16 protein-coding genes are annotated in these 18,488 nt (G+C 53.9%); 8 read left to right on the top strand and 8 right to left on the bottom strand.

Annotated elements, in window-relative coordinates; translation table 11 throughout:
* Positions 1 to 71: 71 nt before the first annotated feature.
* Together JXR15_RS19640 and JXR15_RS19635 are read left to right on the top strand one after the other, a co-directional pair.
* Positions 72 to 836, top strand: coding sequence for a sulfite exporter TauE/SafE family protein (locus JXR15_RS19640; protein ID WP_422054893.1), 765 nt, complete (start codon positions 72 to 74; stop codon positions 834 to 836).
* Positions 837 to 906: 70 nt separating this feature from the next.
* A complete protein-coding gene (locus JXR15_RS19635) occupies positions 907 to 2,004 on the top strand; it encodes an AI-2E family transporter (RefSeq protein WP_422054892.1) in 1,098 nt (365 codons plus the stop codon).
* A 7-nt stretch (positions 2,005 to 2,011) separates the two neighbouring features.
* On the opposite strand, the gene JXR15_RS19630 is transcribed toward JXR15_RS19635, so the two are convergent.
* The 4 genes from JXR15_RS19630 to JXR15_RS19615 form a co-directional block, all read right to left on the bottom strand.
* Positions 2,012 to 2,518 (bottom strand): DUF2478 domain-containing protein, encoded by a 507-nt coding sequence (locus JXR15_RS19630; protein ID WP_422054891.1) that lies wholly within the window; start codon positions 2,516 to 2,518, stop codon positions 2,012 to 2,014.
* Between the two features lie 56 nt (positions 2,519 to 2,574).
* The gene (locus JXR15_RS19625) at positions 2,575 to 3,027 is read right to left on the bottom strand and encodes a potassium channel family protein (RefSeq protein WP_422054890.1); all 453 of its coding nucleotides are present in this window, start codon (positions 3,025 to 3,027) and stop codon (positions 2,575 to 2,577) included.
* Between the two features lie 66 nt (positions 3,028 to 3,093).
* Complete coding sequence (locus JXR15_RS19620) at positions 3,094 to 3,471, bottom strand: hypothetical protein (RefSeq protein WP_422054889.1); 378 nt, start codon at positions 3,469 to 3,471, stop codon at positions 3,094 to 3,096.
* Between the two features lie 20 nt (positions 3,472 to 3,491).
* Positions 3,492 to 4,262, bottom strand: a complete 771-nt coding sequence (locus JXR15_RS19615; RefSeq protein ID WP_422054888.1) for a DUF6478 family protein — start codon at positions 4,260 to 4,262, stop codon at positions 3,492 to 3,494.
* 304 nt (positions 4,263 to 4,566) lie between these two features.
* Here JXR15_RS19615 and accD point away from each other — a divergent pair, with 304 nt between their 5' ends.
* The 4 genes from accD to JXR15_RS19595 all read left to right on the top strand — a co-directional run bounded on the left by accD (position 4,567) and on the right by JXR15_RS19595 (position 11,147).
* Entirely contained in the window at positions 4,567 to 5,508 is a 942-nt protein-coding gene (accD, locus tag JXR15_RS19610) for an acetyl-CoA carboxylase, carboxyltransferase subunit beta (protein WP_422054887.1), read from the top strand.
* A gap of 91 nt (positions 5,509 to 5,599) precedes the next feature.
* On the top strand, positions 5,600 to 6,880 hold the full coding sequence (locus JXR15_RS19605; protein ID WP_422054886.1) for a bifunctional folylpolyglutamate synthase/dihydrofolate synthase: 1,281 nt from the start codon (positions 5,600 to 5,602) through the stop codon (positions 6,878 to 6,880).
* 297 nt (positions 6,881 to 7,177) lie between these two features.
* Positions 7,178 to 9,100, top strand: a complete 1,923-nt coding sequence (locus JXR15_RS19600; protein ID WP_422054885.1) for a hypothetical protein — start codon at positions 7,178 to 7,180, stop codon at positions 9,098 to 9,100.
* A 61-nt stretch (positions 9,101 to 9,161) separates the two neighbouring features.
* A complete protein-coding gene (locus tag JXR15_RS19595; RefSeq protein WP_422054884.1) occupies positions 9,162 to 11,147 on the top strand; it encodes a CocE/NonD family hydrolase in 1,986 nt (661 codons plus the stop codon).
* A gap of 47 nt (positions 11,148 to 11,194) precedes the next feature.
* On the opposite strand, the gene JXR15_RS19590 is transcribed toward JXR15_RS19595, so the two are convergent.
* From JXR15_RS19590 to JXR15_RS19575, 4 genes are all read right to left on the bottom strand, one after another.
* Positions 11,195 to 11,620, bottom strand: a complete 426-nt coding sequence (locus tag JXR15_RS19590) for a universal stress protein (protein WP_422054883.1) — start codon at positions 11,618 to 11,620, stop codon at positions 11,195 to 11,197.
* Positions 11,621 to 11,631: 11 nt separating this feature from the next.
* Positions 11,632 to 14,265, bottom strand: a complete 2,634-nt coding sequence (locus tag JXR15_RS19585; RefSeq protein WP_422054882.1) for a TRAP transporter permease — start codon at positions 14,263 to 14,265, stop codon at positions 11,632 to 11,634.
* Positions 14,266 to 14,345: 80 nt separating this feature from the next.
* The gene (locus JXR15_RS19580; protein WP_299424953.1) at positions 14,346 to 15,308 is read right to left on the bottom strand and encodes a TAXI family TRAP transporter solute-binding subunit; all 963 of its coding nucleotides are present in this window, start codon (positions 15,306 to 15,308) and stop codon (positions 14,346 to 14,348) included.
* 49 nt (positions 15,309 to 15,357) lie between these two features.
* Positions 15,358 to 16,224 (bottom strand): MurR/RpiR family transcriptional regulator, encoded by an 867-nt coding sequence (locus JXR15_RS19575; RefSeq protein ID WP_422054881.1) that lies wholly within the window; start codon positions 16,222 to 16,224, stop codon positions 15,358 to 15,360.
* A gap of 109 nt (positions 16,225 to 16,333) precedes the next feature.
* On the opposite strand from JXR15_RS19575, the gene JXR15_RS19570 reads away from it, so the two are divergent.
* The gene (locus tag JXR15_RS19570; protein WP_422054880.1) at positions 16,334 to 17,164 is read left to right on the top strand and encodes a 3-keto-5-aminohexanoate cleavage protein; all 831 of its coding nucleotides are present in this window, start codon (positions 16,334 to 16,336) and stop codon (positions 17,162 to 17,164) included.
* A complete protein-coding gene (locus JXR15_RS19565) occupies positions 17,161 to 18,483 on the top strand; it encodes an aspartate aminotransferase family protein (protein ID WP_422054879.1) in 1,323 nt (440 codons plus the stop codon). The genes JXR15_RS19570 and JXR15_RS19565 overlap by 4 nt, the downstream gene beginning before the upstream one ends.
* Positions 18,484 to 18,488 lie beyond the last annotated feature (5 nt).

Genomic DNA, 18,488 nt, shown 5'->3' with positions numbered 1-18,488 from the left:
AGCGTTTCATTTGGTCGTTTCTTTCGCGTGAAGTCTTTGCGGGCGGGCGTGTTGAGGCCTATAGCAAGTGTATGGACTCACTGCTTTTGATCTATTCCCCTCAATCTTTGGTTATCTGTGTGTGCGTTGCAATGCTCGCAGGCGTTATCAAAGGCATGGTTGGCTTTGGCATGCCCATGGTGTTGATTTCCGGGCTGAGTACTTTCCTTTCTCCGGAGGTGGCCCTTGCCGGCTTGATCTTCCCAACGGTGTTCAGCAACGGCTTTCAAGCTTTTCGCCACGGCGCAGGCGCGGCCTGGTCGTCGCTCAAGCGTTTTCGCCGCTTCCTGATTGCTGGCGGCGTCGCCATGGTGATCAGCGCACAGTTTGTGCGAATAGTACCGCCCAGTACGCTCTTATTGCTGATCGGCGTGCCTGTAGCCTTCTTTGCGCTCTCTCAACTGCTAGGGCGACCTGTGCGTCTTGCCAAACCCAGCGCCCGAGGTGAGGTTGCCGTTGGCACTGTTGCCGGTGCTATTGGCGGAGTGTCTGGTGTTTGGGGACCGCCAACCGTCACGTACCTCACCGCTATCGGCACAGAAAAAGGTGAGCAGATTCGCATCCAAGGCGTCATTTATGGCTTAGGTGCCCTGCTTCTGGTTGCAGCGCACCTTGGGTCTGGCGTTTTGAATGCAGCCACCGTTGGCCTCTCCGCATTCCTTGTGCTGCCCGCGTTATTGGGCATGTGGGTTGGCACACAAATCTCTGATCAGATTGACCAGAAGATGTTCCAACGCATGACACTTTTGGTGCTGCTGTTGGCGTCCCTTAACCTGATCCGCCGCGCGTTGTTCTGACGAAGCATCTCGACTTGCCCCTGACCTCCCTGACGTTAGGATGCCTTTGACGCGCAAGGAGGAAACACCGGTGTCTCAAATCAACGCATCCCTGCGCGTGGCTTCGATAAGCCTTGCTGTATTGGCCGCTATTGCCACCGGTTGGTTCTTGAACGCAGCCCAGGCCATCTTGGTACCCATTGTGCTTGGTGCTTTGCTTGCATTCCTGATGGACGGGATTTCCCGCTCCATGAGCCGTATTCCGCTCTACGCCAAATACATTCCTGACTGGCTGCGGATGATGCTGACCACGGTTGTCCTGTTTGTGGTATTGGCCGGTTTGATCAGCTTCTTCGCCCGCAATTTGGATCCGGTGGTGCGCGCGATGCCCGACTACTTGCAACGGCTCTCGCAAACCACGTCTGATGTGGCCGCCCGCTTTGATGTTGAATTCGAGCTTACCTGGCAATCAGTAGATCGTCTGGTTTTTGACAACATCGACATTCAAAGCCTCATCCGCATGACGGTGAACTCGGTTAGCTATTCTGCTGGCTACCTTGCGCTTGTCTTTCTCTACGCCATTCTCTTTCTGATCGAACGCGACAGCATTCCCAAGAAAGTGGCGGCCATTGTCCCGGATCAGCAGGCGCAGTCGAATGTGTGGCAAACCATTGATCTGATCACCGCCCAAATTGGCACTTACTTCACAACCAAAACCCTGATCAACGCGGTCCTGGGTCTCGTGTGTTGGGTGATTTTCCTGTTTTTCGGTCTCGAATTTGCGGCCTTTTTTGCCGTCACGACCGCAATATTTAACTACATCCCCTATGTCGGCTCATGGATCGCCATGGCGCTGCCCATGCTGTTTGCCGTGGGTGATTGGGGCTTGAACATGGATGTCGCGCTGCTGTTTGCCGCCCTCTGCAGTGCGCAATTTGGGGTCGGCTACTTCTGGGAACCGCGCCTGATGGGCCGGTCCATGAATTTAAGCCCGGTCATCGTGATGGTCTCGCTGGCGTCTTGGGCGGCAGTTTGGGGGCTGATCGGTGCCATTCTGTCGGTGATTTTAACCTCTGGCATTATGACCATCATGTCATTCTTCCGTGCAACCAGGCCTCTGGCAATTCTCCTGACAAACGACGGAGAGATTCCCTGGTTGGAGGAGATTGCAAGTGAGGAAGAGGCTTGATCTTGGCTTACTTGTTCACCTGATCATACCAGGCCAGCAAAGACTCAATGTCAGCAGGCACATTGGTCGCCATGCCGCCGGAAAACTCCTCAAACACTTCGGCGTTTAAAGGGTTTGTGCCAGCAATAACGGTCGCGTCTTTTTCCAAGGCATCCGCTAACAAGTCGCGAAACCCGCGCCCCTCCGCTTCTTGCTTGCCAAACTTATTGAGCAAAAACACGTCAAAATCCGCCTGCATGGATTGCCCAACGGCCGATACTGCTGAGGCCATGGCATCAGGATCCAGGCGACACCCCTGGGCTTCCTTACCGAGGTTTTGGGAAATACGGATGGTGGGGCCTGCAGGCAGCACACGCACATCCATGTCACATCCGTGATAGGAACCACATTCTGTGTTGGTTTGAACAATACCGCGTGTCTTGAGGCCGCGTGCATCTAACCTTTCCGCAAGATCGGACAGCAACAAATCCAGTTCGCCGCGACCGTGGGCCATTGTGTAAGCAATTTTCATCATGAGCTAGAAGATAGGCCTATGTTTTGGGAAAGCAATTGCGAACGGAACGCGTAAGGTCACTCAAGTGACTTAGGCAAGAGTTTGTTGATCAGGGACACCAGAAAGGCAGTGGAAATCCCAAAGCACAAGATGCCTGTTACGCCGCCAAAAGCGCCAAAAACCCGGAATTCTACAGGTAAAACAACGTCGCCGTATCCAACGGTCGTGTAGGTGACCAACGAGAAATAAAGCGCGTCATACAAGTAATCAAAGGCGTCCATATAGAGCAGCACCGCCGCCCAGAGCCACACTTGAATGGTGTGTGAGCTCACGATCATCACAAACGCCGCGCCAACGGCAACGGTTGTCCTAATCATGCGAGATCGGTTTTTGACCCAACGACCGATATGCGCCAACACTTCAATCATACCAGCCAGTAGTCCCACGTGAATAAGTGCACAGGCACTTAGCACGACAGAGCCCCACAGCAATTGGTCGTGCTGGCTCATAAACAGTGTCTCTGGGGTCATGGCATCGCTCTTGATTGTCGAGGCAAACTGGCATGGGCGACTGCAGGGCACAAGCCGGTCACAAAGTCACATTGTTTCCACGCAGTGACGCCGAAACGCACGCTTCAGCATGTCCAGTTCTGCGCGCAGAAGGTCAATCTCGGCCCGCAAATCGCCTGCCAGCGCTTCACCAGCAATAAAGCTGACTGTTTCAAGGCGTTCCTCGGTTGCGCGATCAGAAATCACAACCGTTTGCACGCCGTCCGACAGGCTCTCCTTCGGAACCTGAAAACGTAGGCGCCATAAGCCTGCTTCTTCACTAGGATCAATCGAGACTTCCGGAACTGGCTCACCCAAGTATGTGACGTCTACTTGCGGCTTTGTCGCAGAGGCCTCGGACGACTTGAGTGCGCCTTCCCAGACGCCTTCAAATAGGCGGGTTTTTGTCAATGTGAGTTCGCTCATTTGACCATCCTCAATTGTATTTAGAACTCAGCCCTTGGGCGTCGGGAGAAAGTGACATCACGTAGAACAACCTGGTTCATTTCGGGGCCTTCGAAGATCAGGTCGATCCACATTTTTTCAACCCGCTTTTCGTTCAGGTTTGAATAGGCAAGATCGAACTCTACGCGAATGTCTTCCGCTTCGAGCGGAAGTTCTCGCACAATTTGTTCGGTGTTTGGGCCATGTCGAATGTTCAGGCGCGCAAAAATCTCCAGCGGCTTTTCCATTTCAACAATTGTGTCCATGCGCACGACATGTTCGCGCTTTAGGCCGGAAACGGCTTCCTGTGGTAAGTCGATCACGAGGGATAGGAATGAGCCGTCAAATCGAAAAACATCCATGCGCAAACCAAACGGGGCAAGATCCTTTTCGCGATGGTTTCTGAGCTGTCGCAAGGTGAGCTCGGAAATTCTGCAATCATGGAAAAGCGTGACTTCCCCGCCCAGCATTTCTTTGTTTTGCACAGCCGCACGCCCCTTGGCAGGAATCGGCTCGCGCCATAGGGCGGGACGCCATGACCAATCCGTCCCATGAGGTTTAGGGAAGGCGTTTGACCCTATGATAGGTAGGGCCAACCGACTTTCAGAGATCGCAATCACGGTATCAAGATACTGGCGCAGCGTCCGTGCGCGACGGCGCTGCTGTCGCAGTGTCGACAGGTCTGCCTTGGAGGCATAGCGCGCATTGCGGGCCCAATAGCGCGAAAGTCCGGATTGAAGCGCCTGTTGAAAGAAACGTCTGCTGTTTGCCATTTGCCTTGAAACCATGACTCATTGTTGCTGGCGGCGAAACGATCTGCGGCCTTCGTTCTGATTATTTAGCGAAATGCTTGCGATAGGACAAACGCACTTTCGTTTTCGTCTCCATGAAATTTCAGCGTGTTGCATTGTGTTAAATGACCTAACGCCAAAAGCAGTAGCCAAATAGGCGGAAGGGACGCTGTGGAAACGCAAAAAGAAATGGCGTCGGGACATGCTTTCCAATCACGACTTCGATTGCATTTTCTAACGTGGCGTCTTATTTCATCTCGAATTGGAACCAGAGGACACTGATCACATGAACTGGATCACCAACTACGTCCGTCCGCGGATCAACTCGATCTTTTCTCGCAGAGAAGTTCCAGACAATCTCTGGACCAAATGTGATGAATGCGGAACGATGTTGTTTCACCGTGAGTTGAAGGGCAACCAAAACGTCTGCACGCAATGTGACCACCATATGTCCATTTCGCCGCGGGATCGGTTTGAGGCACTGTTTGACGGTGGTGTGTTTGTTGAGGTCGTGGTGCCGGAGCCGGTCGCCGACCCATTGCAGTTCCGGGATCAGAAAAAATACCCAGAGCGCATGAAGGCCGCGCAGAAAAAAACGGGCGAAAAAGAAGCCATGTTGGTGGCGGAAGGTGAAATTGGCCGGACGCCGATTGTTGCCGCATGCCAGGATTTCTCCTTCATGGGCGGGTCCATGGGCATGTACGTTGGCAACGCGATTATCGCCGCAGCCGAACGCGCTATCGCGCTCAAACGTCCTTTGGTGCTGTTTTCCGCTGCTGGTGGTGCACGGATGCAAGAAGGCATCCTGTCATTGATGCAGATGCCGCGCACAACCGTTGCAGTGCAAATGCTGAAAGAAGCTGGCCTGCCTTACATTGTTGTGCTAACACACCCAACCACGGGCGGTGTGACCGCGTCTTATGCGATGCTGGGCGACGTCCAGATTTCGGAACCAAACGCCTTGATCTGTTTTGCTGGCCCTCGTGTGATCCAACAAACCATTGGCGAAAAGCTTCCTGAAGGCTTCCAGCGCGCAGAGTATTTGCTGGACCACGGGATGTTGGATCGCGTGACCAAGCGCACCGAGCTGAAAGCCGAGCTTGTGTCTATAATCCGGATGCTTATGGGCATGCCGCCTGCGGTGGCTGGAGATTTGCCTGCTCCTCAGAAAGAGGAGAATTCTCCTGAGGCGTCAGAAGAAAAGCACGAAGAGGCAAAAACGGAATAATTCGGTCGCGAATGCGGCGTTGGAAATGGGCTTTCGGCATGTAAACCGGAGGCCCGTTTTGTTTAGAACCCCTAGATTTCCGGAGCACACCATGGGCACTCCCGCAAACACATCTGATGCGATCCTCGCGCGCATGTTGGCGCTTCACCCCAAAATCATCGACCTGACCTTGGATCGGATGTGGCGATTGCTGGAGGCTCTGGGCAATCCACAGGAAAAGCTGCCACCGGTTGTGCATCTGGCTGGAACTAACGGCAAAGGCAGCACGCAGGCCATGATCCGGGCTGGTCTGGAAGGTCGCGGCAACCAGGTCCACGCTTACACGAGCCCGCACCTGGCCCGCTTCCACGAGCGTATTCGGCTGGCAGGTAAGTTGATCGACGACAGCCATCTCTCGGTGGTTTTGGATGAATGCTGGGAGGCGAACGACAAGCAAAACATCACATATTTTGAGATCACCACCTGCGCTGCGCTACTGGCGTTCTCACGTACTCCTGCGGACTACACACTTCTGGAAGTGGGTTTAGGGGGGCGCTTGGACGCGACCAATGTGATTGATGCCCCTGCTCTGACGGTCATCACGCCAATCTCCAAAGATCACGAGCAATTTTTGGGGGAAACCATCGCGGAAATCGCGGCAGAGAAAGCTGGTATTCTAAAGCGCGGCGCGCCCTGCATCGTAGGCCCGCAATCGGATGAAGCCATGGATGTGATCGAGCAAACAGCGGCACGTGTTGGTGCGCCGCTGATCGCCTATGGTCAGCATTGGCACGTTTACGAAGAACGTGGGCGACTCGTTTTTCAAGATGAAATGGGGCTTCTGGATTTACCGTTGCCAGCTCTAACGGGTGCGCATCAGGTGCAAAACGCAGGAGCGGCCCTGGCAGCCTTGCGTCATTTAGGTGGCAACGACGCGGCTTATGAGGCGGCGATGACCAATGTTGCATGGCCGGCGCGCATGCAACGGTTGAAAGATGGGCCTCTGGTTAAGGCCGCCGCCGGTGCGGAAGTGTGGCTTGATGGCGGGCATAACGCTGCCGCAGGCAAAGCACTGGCAGAGGTGATTGCAAAACTGCCTAGCCAGCCGACCCATCTCATTTGCGGCATGCTAAACACCAAAGACATTCTCGGCTATCTGACGCCACTTGCTCAGGTTGCGGAAACTTTGACGGCGGTCTCTATTCCAGGTGAAAGTAATACGTTGCCTGCTGAGGAAACAGCGAACGCAGCTCAGAAAGCGGGGCTAGAGGCGGCCGAAGGCGCTAACGTATTGGAGGCGATCCAGAACATCGTGACACGGTCCCCGGGAGACCGGATCTTGATTTGCGGTTCGCTCTATCTTGCCGGGGCAGTGCTTCGCGAGAACAGCTGATGTTTGGTGGCTATTTGAACCACTGAAGACGCCTGCCTTTTTTGGCTCTGCCGAATCGCCCGGTTGACGGATTCGAATCGGTGCACTTATAGTTTGGACAACGTCTCTTTGCCGAAACGCGAATACCGATTAGCGAAGCGACATGATGGACAGGCAGGCAGAAAAAGGGGGGGCATGTGCTCCCCCAAATAATGCTCGGCATTGCATGCCGCTTTCCATCGCGATCTGGCAACCGGTTAGAATGCGGAGCGCACACTTCGCCAGTCGTTGACATAACCAAGAAAAATGGAGGCATGTTTGGGCGCCAAAGTCATTTTTCACCTACCAAAGCAATTTTGCGACAATTTCCTTGAGTTCACGCACCTTGCTTTGTTCCACAAAATTTATGAGCTAATCGTTTCTCGTGGCGGGCACGTTGAAGTGCGGCGGCGCCACGAGGCGCTGCGTGGCGCCAATAGTTCCGACTGGTCTGCCCTTCTAGAAGCCGACAACTTGCACATCATTGAAAACGGGACGGTGCAGCAATCAAATGCCCTGAACGCGGCGCTGGCGTATCTGCCGCCCTACTTCCACCTTGACGCGCAGGGTGTTCTGGCTGACAGCACAGCAGCGCAGAAAATCTATGACGAAGCCAAAGTGAACCCGGTTCTGGCACAAGCAAATTTTTTGGTGCTGCAGGACCGTTTGGTTAGGAAGAGGCGCTCTCGCTACGGTCCAAAAAAAGACATCACCAAAATACCCGAGGATTGTATTGCTGTGTTTTTGCAAGGCGACAATCCGCATCGCCAGGGCACGGCCTTTTGTGACAATGAGACCCTTTTGCGGACCGTGGCGAAACACGCGGGCAAACGGAAAATAGTGGTGAAAGCCCACCCAATGAGCAAGCAATTGGATGATGTCCAGTTGATATTAAAATTGCTGCAAGAGGGGCTACCGCTCGTAGCAACGGATGCCAATGTCCATGACATCTTGCAACAATGCGCGGTCACTGTGAGTTACAATTCCGCAGTTGCCATCGAAGGCTTCCTGCACAACAAACCCGCGATCCTGTTTGGCAGGTCAGACTTCCATCATGTGGCGGAAACCGTTGAATATCCATGCGACTTCGCTGACGCACTGCACTCTGCACTGACCAACCAAAGTGACTACGCGAAATACTTGCATTGGTATTTTTCCCAGTTTGCGGTTTCCACTGAGGACTGGGACTTAAACGAAAGGTTGCTGAAAAAATTTGAGAGCGCAGGTTTCTCGGCGGAGGACTTGGGGTTGCAAGCTGCCCGTGAGGCAGAAAGCAGCAGTTTGGAAAGGTTACGTGCGAATCAGGCAATGTTGGACGCTCAAAGGCTGCTGGACGGCTTGCCTCAGCGTGAAAACATCCTCCTCAAACGGTCGTTGCTTGTGGACAGCAGTTACCAAGAGTTTCTCGCCAGCTACGGTGATCAAAAAGTGCGTATCTGCCGCCACTTGTCTGCAGATGGAGCTCAAAAAGTCCGCGAACGTGCCTCCGAAATAGATCGGCTACAAGTAGCGTTGGTTACAGCCTGTTTTACGGCAGAAAAGGTGCTCTTCATCGATCCAGTTTTGGGTTTGATGTGCGTAACGCACCCCCGTGGAATGCCCCTGCGCCAGAAAATTGCGGGAGCGGCGGGCAATCGGCGGTCAAAGTTTGTGAACTTGGCGGCCAAGTGGTTGCAAGCTGCCTCTCTCAATTGCCAACGGCAAACCGAGTTTGCTTCTTTCGAAACGCTGAAGCCCTTTGCAGACGGGTCTTTGGAGGCCATCATAGATGTCGAAGATTGCGCGCTTCTGGAACTTTTACTGTCCAACCTGACCAAGAGAGCAAGGCTGATCGAAGGCATGGAAGTTACGCAACTTGCGGGACTAGATTGGTTTTCCGCTGAGAATCTCATTTTTAGGAATGACGCCTTGTGCGGGATCAACATTCGTGGCGCTCAATGGACTTCTATTTCACGTGTTTCGGCTCGGTTTCTTGTAGACTTACAAATGCACGACCCTGCGATTTCCGATCTGCGTAAGCTAGGGATTTGTCAAGACGACTGGCGTGCGTTCATGTCATCCGATTTGGTCCCTGAAAACGAGCGACGTACAGCCTTGCCTTTCTTTGTTGGGGAACAGCTTTTTCGAAGCTTTGTTTTGAACTACGTCAACACCGAGGTTCGAAAACGTGCTCGTGATGCAATACGGGCTTTCCTGGCCTAAGGAGTTTTTGCCAAACCGTCACAATTCCCTGATGATCGAAATATCTTACAGGGGGTGAGTGATGCAGATTGTTCAAGAGTTTCCATTTGCGGTTCAGGAAGAGCGGCATGTGTGGATTGAGATGCCGGACGGCGTGAGGTTGTCTGCGCGGATTTGGCGTCCTAAAACCTCCAAACCCGTGCCCGCAATTCTGGAGTATCTCCCGTATCGAAAGCGGGACGGCACTGCGGAAAGAGATGCCCTGACCCATCCCTACCTCGCAGGACATGGCTACGTCTGTGTTCGCGTCGACATGCGAGGTTGCGGAGACAGCGAAGGGCTGTTTGACGATGAGTATTCCCCGCAGGAGCTGAGTGATGGTGTCACGATTATCGAATGGCTGGCTGATCAAGAATGGTGCAACGGCAATGTCGGAATGATGGGCATCAGTTGGGGCGGGTTCAATGGGCTGCAAATTGCAGCGCTTGCCCCTCCAGCATTGAAAGCCGTTGCCAGCCTTTGTTCCACCACTGACCGTTATGCTGACGACATCCACTACAAAGGCGGGATCATGCTTGGCGAAAACCCCGCGTGGGCGGCGACCGTATTGGGATGGTTTGCCTTGCCGCCTGATCCGGAAATTGTGGGTGAAGGCTGGCGAGACATGTGGCTGCACCGATTAGAAAACACGCCTTGTTTGGCTGAAATCTGGACTCGACATCAAAATCGGGATGCCTATTGGAAGCATGGATCCGTTTGTGAGAACTACGATGCCATTGAGGCCGCAGTTTTGAGCGTTGGCGGGTGGCATGATGGTTATCGCAACACGGTGTCTCGCCTCGTGGAAAATTTGACGGCTCCGGTTAAAGGTCTGCTTGGACCTTGGAACCACAAATACCCGCATTTTGCAGTGCCGGGCCCGCAAATTGATTTCTTGGGGGAGCTACTCACTTGGTGGGACCGTTGGCTAAAGGGGGAAGACAATGGTGCTGACAAGCTGCCTGACATGCGTCGATGGCTGATGGAGAGCGTGCCGCCTGAAGTATCCTACACCCACCGCCCCGGCCGCTGGATTGTGGACAGCGCTGATGCCAGCGTTGACACAACGACACTGCATCTTGTGGAGAACAAACTCACCCGCACGCCAGCGCGTGCTGCTCGAGACGTAAGCCCGGACTTAGAGTGTGGCCAAATGGCAGGTGAATATTTCCCGTTTGGTTTCGGGCCCGGAGAGTTGCCCGGTGACCAGCGCAAAGATGACCTCCTCAGTACCTGTTTTGACAGTGCTGCGCTGGAGGATGGTGTCGATCTGGTCGGGGCAGCAACACTGCGCGTGACACTTCGATCCAAAACCCCCAAGGCTCAGCTTGCCGTGCGTCTATGTGATGTGCATCCCAATGGGGAAAGCACTTTAATTTCACACGGGTTCCTCAATCTCCGGCACCGGTCAGGGCATGAAGTCCCAATAGACCTGCCACTGGATGCTGACGTGGCCGTGGAGGTGGCGTTGGATCAATGCGCCTACAATGTGCCAGCGGGACACCGTCTGCGGATAGCGTTGTCGACAAGCTACTGGCCGTTTGTTTGGCCAGAGCCTGAACTGACGACGCTGCAGCTTATCGAGGGAACTGTAGACCTTCCCGTGCGCCCACAGTCTGAGGGCAATGAATGGCAGTTTGATGGCCCAAAGGCGGCTCCGCCTCGGCAAACTGCTCAGCTCAGTAAGGTTAGTGAGAGCAAGCGTGTCATTCGCGATGTCGGTGCGCGCTTAACAACCCATGAAATCCACTCCGATGACGGCCTGATGAAAGATGTGGAAACCGGCTTGGTCAGCGGTACAAAACATCAGGAGGTGTTCTCCATTGTTGATGATGTGCCAACGTCTGCGCAGGCCAAATTCTCATGGGAACGCCATATGTCACGCGGCGAATGGTCGGTGGTGGTGAAAGCAAATTTGGAAATGACTGGAGATGACCAGAACTATTTCATCAAAGCGCGTCTGGTTGCAGAAGAAGACGACGAACAGGTCTTCCAGAAAAACTGGGATGTGACTGTCCCTCGTCTTTAAGAACGATCGGAAAAAGAAAGCCCGCCGGAGGCGGGCTTTCTGTGTTCTTAGCGCACGACAAAAACCGATTGCTTGGCATGCCGAGATATTCGGGCGGCATTGGGCCCGATCAGGTAATCTTTCAGCTGTGACTTGTGGGCCCCAACAATGATCGCATCCGCAGACACATTTTCCGCTTCTTTGAGAACCAGATCGTAAATGGTGCCTTGGTCAACGTGCAGGCGAACCTTTGATACGTCCGCAAAACGCTCACCAGCCCACGTTTCCAACGCAACCTTGGCTTCCTGAAGGATGGCCTTGTTGTGATCGGCACTAAAAAACGATCCAACAATCGACATGCCGTAGTCAGGCACTACATTCATGATGTGCAACTCGGCACCGTCACGCTCTGCCATGGTTTTTGCCACCTCGGCAGGTCGCTCAGACCCTTTCAGGTCATTCACGTCTACAGTTAGGAGTAGGGTTTTAAACATATCAATTCTCCCTAAAACGCAGGCTGCGTGGCGCGTGGCCGTTGGATGAGCATTAAGCCCGCAAGTAGCAGCAGCGCCGGAATGAAGAACAACTCCTTAGGCATCCGCTCATTTTCGACTTCGACCTGCGAAATCAACACAGGGCTGTCCCCGTAGTAATCATATTCTGTGCCAAGTGAGCCGAAATAAGGTGTGCCTGGGAAGGGTTCCTCCAGAAGCAGTTTCCCGTCTTCTTCAAGAACTGACAAACCATTGTCCGCCATGGCGGCCCCAGGCTCGCCACCTGGATACACCATAGTGATAGTGGTTGCGCGGTTGTCTCCGGTATCAAAGTCCGGACCTTCGACTTTGAAGCGGATCAAGCTGCCTTCCGGTTGCTCTCCAACAAGCTGCACTGCAGCGGGACCTGTCACGCTCTGATACTTCTCAGTCACCAGATCGAGGAAGAAATCCGGGCGGAACAACATGAAGGCGATGAAGAGAAGCGCGGCACTTTCCCAACGCTTGGATTTTGCGATGAAATACCCCTGCGTTGCCGCCGCAAATATCAACATCGCAATCAGGCTGATGAAGAAGACCAAAACCGCCTTGCCCAACCCAACATCAATCAGAAGCAGATCGGTGTTAAAGATGAACATGAATGGCAACAGGGCGGTGCGGATATCGTAGGCAAACCCCTGAATACCTGTCTTGATAGGGTCGCCTCGAGAGATTGCCGCCGCAGCATAGGCCGCCAAGCCGACAGGTGGCGTGTCGTCTGCGAGAATGCCGAAGTAGAACACAAACATGTGCACCGCGATCAGCGGTACCACGAGGCCTGCTTGCGCGCCCACGCTGACAATCACCGGCGCCATGAGTGAGCTCACCACAATGTAGTTCGCTGTTGTTGGCAGGCCCATTCCGAGGATAAGCGACAGGATTGCAACCAGAACCAGCAAGATGATCAGGTTTCCACCGGAAATGACTTCGATGACCTGACCAATTACCTGATGCGCACCTGTGAGGCTGATTGTGCCCACAATGATACCGGCGGCACCTGTCGCGACGCCAATACCAATCATGTTACGCGCGCCCATGATCAAGCCTTGCACAAAGTCTGCCCAGCCCGTGGAAAAGGCCGCGTTCAGCGCGGTTTCGCCCCGGAAGAACGCCTTAATGGGGCGGTGTGTCAGGGCAACGATGATCATAAAGATCGTGGCCCAGAAAGCCGAAAGCGCGGGCGACAAGCGGTCGAGGTTTTCGGTTTTCACCATAAGGTTCCAAACCAGAATAAAGATTGGCAAGGAATAGTAGGCGCCCCCCAACAGAGTCGGCGTGAGACGTGGCGCTTCAAGTGGCGCGTTGGGGTCGTCCATTGCAACATCTGGGTACTTGGATGCCAGATAGAGCAGGGCGAAATACATGATCGCTAGCAGCACAATCGCGGCATAGATGCTGTCTCCCATAATTGGGTCCAGCAGGTTGCGCACGCCAATCATTAGGAATGTGATCGCCGCCAATCCCAAGAAACCGGTGAGGAAAAGCACCATGATCATAACGGGGCCAATGTGACGGCCAGCTTTCTTGAGGCCTTTCATCTCCATCTTCAACGCTTCGAGATGCACAATGTACAATAACGCGATGTAGGAAATGACGGCTGGCAGGAAAGCGTGTTTGACCACGTCAATGTAAGGAATGTTCACGTATTCCACCATCAGGAAGGCTGCGGCCCCCATCACAGGCGGGGTCAGTTGACCATTGGTGGAGGAGGCAACTTCAACCGCACCAGCCTTTTCAGCCGGAAAGCCGATGCGCTTCATCAGGGGAATTGTGAAGGTGCCGGTGGTCACCGTGTTGGCGATCGAGCTGCCGGAAATCATTCCGGTCATCATCGAGCTGAGAACCGAGGCTTTTGCAGGGCCGCCACGCAGCGCCCCCAGCAAGGCAATCGCCACTTTGATGAACCAATTGCCGCCGCCAGCCCGATCAAGCAATGCACCAAACAAGACAAACAGGAAGATCATCGAGGTCGACACGCCAAGGGCCACGCCAAACACGCCTTCGGTCTGCATCCAGTAGTGACCAAGGGCCTTGGAAAGCGACGCGCCACCGTAGTTGGTGATGTCGCGGACCCACTCAGAATTGCCACCAAAGAAGGCAAAGAGCACAAAAGAACCTGCAATGATCACAAGGGGAAGGCCAAGTGAACGGTAGACGCAGATCAACAGAACCATCATGCCAATGGCAGACATGGTGATGTCGGTGGTGGTCCAAAGCCCCGGACGGTCGGCAATTTGATAGCGAAAAACAACAAGGTACAAACAGGCACCAACACCAAGCGCAATCAACGCCCAGTCATAGAGCGGAATGCGGTCGCGCGGCGAGGATTTGAACATCGGGAATGCAAGAATTGCCAATGCAATCGCAAATGCGAGGTGGATGTATCGCGCTTGACCAACGATGTTGGCAAACCCGGTAAAACCCGTCGATTGTGCCAGAACACCTGGAAGTTTTGATGCGATATAAAGTTGAAAGAGCGACCAGATAATGCAGATCGCGATGATTAATTGACCTTGAAAACCTTCGGCGTTGCGTGCGCCAGTATCAACTTCCGCAACAAGCGCGTCGGCTTTGGCAGTGCCATCATTCTGATGATCTTGAGCCATAATATTCCCCGTTGAACCCCTTGTGAGAAGCGCCCCGAGTTTTCTTCGGGGCGCTTCCAAAATTTTAGATCAGGCTGAACTTACTTCAGGCCCAGCTCCATGTAGGCCTTTTCCGCACCAGGGTGCAGCGGCGCGCTGAGGCCGTCTTTGACCATCTCAGCTGGATCCAGGTTTGCAAACGCAGGGTGCAGTTTGCGGAAGTCTTCCACGTTCTCCATCACGGATTTTGCAACAACATAGACCACTTCGTCAGGAATGGTTGCGCTGGTCACGAATGTTGCACCAACACCAAATGTGGTGGTGTCGCCGTCAGTGCCTTTGTACATGCCACCAGGGATGGTTGCGACACGGTAGAACGGGTTGTCAGCAACCAGTTTTTCAACTTCAGGACCGGTGACGCTCACCAGAGTTGCGTCACAAGTGGTGGTCGCTTCTTTGATCGCAGCGGCAGGGTGACCGATTGTGTAGATCATCGCGTCAATGTTGCCATCACACAGCTGTTTGGCCATCTCGGAGCCTTTGTACTCTGTCGCCAGAGCAAAGTCGTCCATGCCAATGCCATAAGCGTCCATCACCACTTCCATGGTGGCGCGCTGACCGGAACCTGGGTTGCCGACGTTGACACGCTTGCCTTTGAGGTCCGCAAAGCTGGAAACACCTGCATCAGAGCGCGCGATCACAGTGAACGGCTCAGGGTGCACAGAGAATACCGCGCGCACATCTGGGAACGGGTTGTCGGCGAATTTGGAGGTGCCGTTATAGGCGTGATATTGCCAGTCAGACTGCGCAACGCCAAACTCCAGCTCACCCGCTTTGATGGTGTTGATGTTGTAGACGGAACCGCCCGTGGATTCCACGGCGCAACGGATGCCGTGCTCTTTGCGGCCTTTGTTGACCAGACGGCAGATCGCCCCACCGGTTGGGTAGTAAACGCCGGTCACACCACCGGTACCGATGGAGATAAACTCCTGTGCGGAAGCACCCGCGGAAATGCCCATGGAGGCAACAATGGCCGCTCCGGCCAGTTTCAGTTTCGAAATCATCTTAGGCTCCCTAGTTGATGATAGTATTGAAATTTCAGTCTTTTTGTCCTTAGTCCACCCAGAAATCTCCCAGGCGTTGATTGTGCCGTTCAACCTCGCGGATGCGCTCACTAGTGCCTTCACCAGATTGGGCCACTAACATGGCGACCATCGACTCCATCAATGTCAGAGTCGCGGCATACGACGAGAAGAATTGTGGACTATCTGATGGAACAATAAAGGGAAAAGTTGCGAATTTGATCGCCGGACAGGCGTGGCTGTCGCTAATTACGATGGTTTTTGCCCCAATCTCTTGCGCCGCTTCGACAGCCCGCACAGCCCGTGCAGCATACGGAGCCTTCGTGACGACAAACAAAACATCTTCTGGTCCCAAGGAGGCAAGAGACGTGCCAAGTGAGGCTCCCATGCGCCCCGCGAGTGTCCAAGTTGGCGAAAAATAGTTGGCGAGGTAAGCCATGTATTCAACGATGCCAGTCGAGCCAAAGGCGCCAAAAAGCACCACGGATTGAGCATCAGCCAGGGCGTTCACGGCATTCTGAACGCGATCAGTGTCCAATGTGTCGACGAGATTGGTGATGTTGGAGATACACGCCGAGGCTTGTCGTTCAAAAACTGAGGAATCCGCATCCAAGCCGTCCCGCAGCTGTTGCGCACGTTCCGAAAAGGAATGCGTACGTCCGCCAACAGAGTCACGGCAAAGTTCGCGTAGTTCTTCATAGGATTCAAAACCCAACGCACGTGCCAATCTTGACAACGTAGCAGGCGACACACCGCTCGCTGCGGAAATCGCGCGCAAGGATCGCGCAGCCACATCCATTTCGTTTTCCAAAACAAAATCGGCGGCAGCCCGGAGCTTTATGCTTAGGTCAGCATAATGCTCCGCAACCCGCTCTTGAAGACGGTTTGATCTGTTCACGAATCCCTCCACTTGACAGGATTTATCCAGATGTTTTAGCTCAGGTCAAGATTCGAAACACTTGTTTCACGCCTGACCCAGTGGTCGTCCTATCTAGAAAGTTTCACAGATGCCAAAAGACAGCATCACGTCAGATCAGAGACCTGAGGATTTGCAGCCTCTGAAGGTTACGGTTGCCCCGAATGGGGCCCATAAAACAACACAAGACCATCCGGAGCTGCCAACAACCATCGACGACATAGCGGTCACCGCACAAAAATGCGCCGACGCTGGAGCACATGAACTGCATCTGCACGTTCGCGACTCAGACCAAAAACACTCACTTGATCCCGGGTTGTATCGAGAGGCCATGTCCTCAGTGTCTGAGATGGCTCCGGATCTCCGGATACAAATCACCACGGAAGCGGCCGGCATTTACAGCGTTGATGCGCAATTTGAGACCCTCAAAACGCTTGCTCCGACCGCAGCAAGCGTTTCAGTACGAGAAATGGCCCGCGATGAGGACATTGCGCGCCAAGTCTACAGATTTGCCCAAGATGCTGGCACGCACATTCAGCATATCCTCTACGATCAAAACGACATTTACGCATATAAGGCTTGGTTGGCTGAAGGTGTCATTGCGCAAACACAACGAGATGTGTTGCTTGTTTTAGGTCAATACGCCCCACCAACCACTGCTCAGGTCCAAACAATTCCCCAAATGCTAGCAGCGCTCGACAGAGAGATGTCGTCCTGGACCGTTTGCGCGTTTGGGCCGACCGAACAACAGGTTTTGCGCGCTGTTCTGCGCATGAACGGCCATGTGCGGGTCGGATTCGAAAACAACTTATACAGAGAAAATGGCAAGCTGCTCCGTGACAACACGGAAAGCGTGTCCCTTGTGGTGCAGCACGCCAACCAGTTGGGGCGTCCATTGTCTAAAAAGGTACAAGTTTCATGAGCCATGTATTTCCTCGACACTGTCGCAAATCCATTCCCACCGTTGCCAGAGGTGAGGGCGTGTTTCTCTACGACACTGAAGGCAAAGCCTACTTCGATGGCTCCGGCGGCGCAGCTGTTAGCTGCCTCGGGCATTCCGATCCATCCGTGATTGAGGCGATCAAGAGCCAGCTTGATGCAACCGCCTTTGCGCATACTGGGTTTTTCACATCAGAACCTGCCGAGGCCCTTGCAGACAAAATCATTGCCAATGCGTCTGGAAATTTGGATCGGGTGTATTTGGTGTCCGGCGGATCTGAGGCCATGGAAAGCACCTTGAAACTTGCGCGACAGTACATGCTGGAAAAAGGCGAAACGCAGCGTCGGCATGTGATTGCGCGACGTCAAAGTTATCATGGCAACACCCTTGGCGCATTGGCTACGGGCGGGAATCTCTGGCGCCGGGAACCGTTCTCTCCTTTGCTTATGGAAACGCACCACATTGCACCTTGCTACGCATACCGAGATCAAAAATCGGATGAAACCAGTCACGATTATGGTCAGCGGGCTGCACAGGAACTGGAGGACAAAATCCTGGAACTTGGCGCTGATGAGGTGCTTGCGTTTGTTGCGGAACCTGTTGTTGGAGCAACCTCCGGTGCCGTACCCCCGGTGGAAGGTTACTTCAAACGCATTCGACAGATTTGTGACAAGTATGGTGCCTTGCTCATTCTTGACGAGGTCATGTGCGGCATGGGGCGCACGGGGTCCTTGTTCGCCTATGAGCAAGAACATATCAGCCCGGATATCTGCGCCGTCGCGAAAGGTTTGGGGGCAGGGTATCAGCCAATTGGCGCAATGCTCTGCACCTCTGAGATTTACGACGTGATTAGAGATGGCTCGGGTTTTTTTCAACACGGTCACACCTACAACGGTCACCCGACTGCAGCGGCGGCAGCTCTGGCGGTTACCAAGCGGTTGATCGATGATGAAGTGGTGGCCAATGTCGCGCCAATGGGGGAAAAGCTGCAACAGGAGTTGAATAACACTTTTGGACAGCATCCTCATATCGGTGACATCCGTGGGCGCGGCCTGTTTCTTGGATTGGAGTTGGTTAAAGACCGAGAGACAAAAGAGCCGTTTGACCCTGAGTTGGCCTTGGCTCCGCGCCTCAAGGCGGCGGCGTTTGAAGCGGGGCTGATCTGTTATCCCATGGGCGGCACGATCGACGGTATGCGAGGCGCTCACATCCTTCTAGCGCCTCCATTTATCATGGAGACATCTCATATTGACCTCATTGTTGGCACGCTTGAGGCCGCGATTGAAAAGGTCCTGCCGTAGAAGAC

It is taken from the genome of Shimia sp. (assembly GCF_049116215.1).
Taxonomy (GTDB): Bacteria; Pseudomonadota; Alphaproteobacteria; order Rhodobacterales; family Rhodobacteraceae; genus Shimia.
The sequence above is the reverse complement of the archived record's forward strand: the minus strand, read 5'-3'. Positions and strand labels throughout refer to the sequence as shown.

What these genes read in the sequence shown, in the direction of transcription:
- JXR15_RS19590 (WP_422054883.1), bottom strand. Translation starts at nt 11,620, where the DNA reads ATGTTTAAAACCCTACTCCTAACTGTAGACGTGAATGACCTGAAAGGG.
- JXR15_RS19580 (WP_299424953.1), bottom strand. Translation starts at nt 15,308, where the DNA reads ATGATTTCGAAACTGAAACTGGCCGGAGCGGCCATTGTTGCCTCCATG.
- JXR15_RS19595 (WP_422054884.1), top strand. Translation starts at nt 9,162, where the DNA reads ATGCAGATTGTTCAAGAGTTTCCATTTGCGGTTCAGGAAGAGCGGCAT.
- accD (WP_422054887.1), top strand. Translation starts at nt 4,567, where the DNA reads ATGAACTGGATCACCAACTACGTCCGTCCGCGGATCAACTCGATCTTT.
- JXR15_RS19605 (WP_422054886.1), top strand. Translation starts at nt 5,600, where the DNA reads ATGGGCACTCCCGCAAACACATCTGATGCGATCCTCGCGCGCATGTTG.
- JXR15_RS19620 (WP_422054889.1), bottom strand. Translation starts at nt 3,471, where the DNA reads ATGAGCGAACTCACATTGACAAAAACCCGCCTATTTGAAGGCGTCTGG.
- JXR15_RS19565 (WP_422054879.1), top strand. Translation starts at nt 17,161, where the DNA reads ATGAGCCATGTATTTCCTCGACACTGTCGCAAATCCATTCCCACCGTT.
- JXR15_RS19585 (WP_422054882.1), bottom strand. Translation starts at nt 14,265, where the DNA reads ATGGCTCAAGATCATCAGAATGATGGCACTGCCAAAGCCGACGCGCTT.
- JXR15_RS19630 (WP_422054891.1), bottom strand. Translation starts at nt 2,518, where the DNA reads ATGATGAAAATTGCTTACACAATGGCCCACGGTCGCGGCGAACTGGAT.
- JXR15_RS19640 (WP_422054893.1), top strand. Translation starts at nt 72, where the DNA reads ATGGACTCACTGCTTTTGATCTATTCCCCTCAATCTTTGGTTATCTGT.
- JXR15_RS19570 (WP_422054880.1), top strand. Translation starts at nt 16,334, where the DNA reads ATGCCAAAAGACAGCATCACGTCAGATCAGAGACCTGAGGATTTGCAG.
- JXR15_RS19625 (WP_422054890.1), bottom strand. Translation starts at nt 3,027, where the DNA reads ATGACCCCAGAGACACTGTTTATGAGCCAGCACGACCAATTGCTGTGG.
- JXR15_RS19615 (WP_422054888.1), bottom strand. Translation starts at nt 4,262, where the DNA reads ATGGCAAACAGCAGACGTTTCTTTCAACAGGCGCTTCAATCCGGACTT.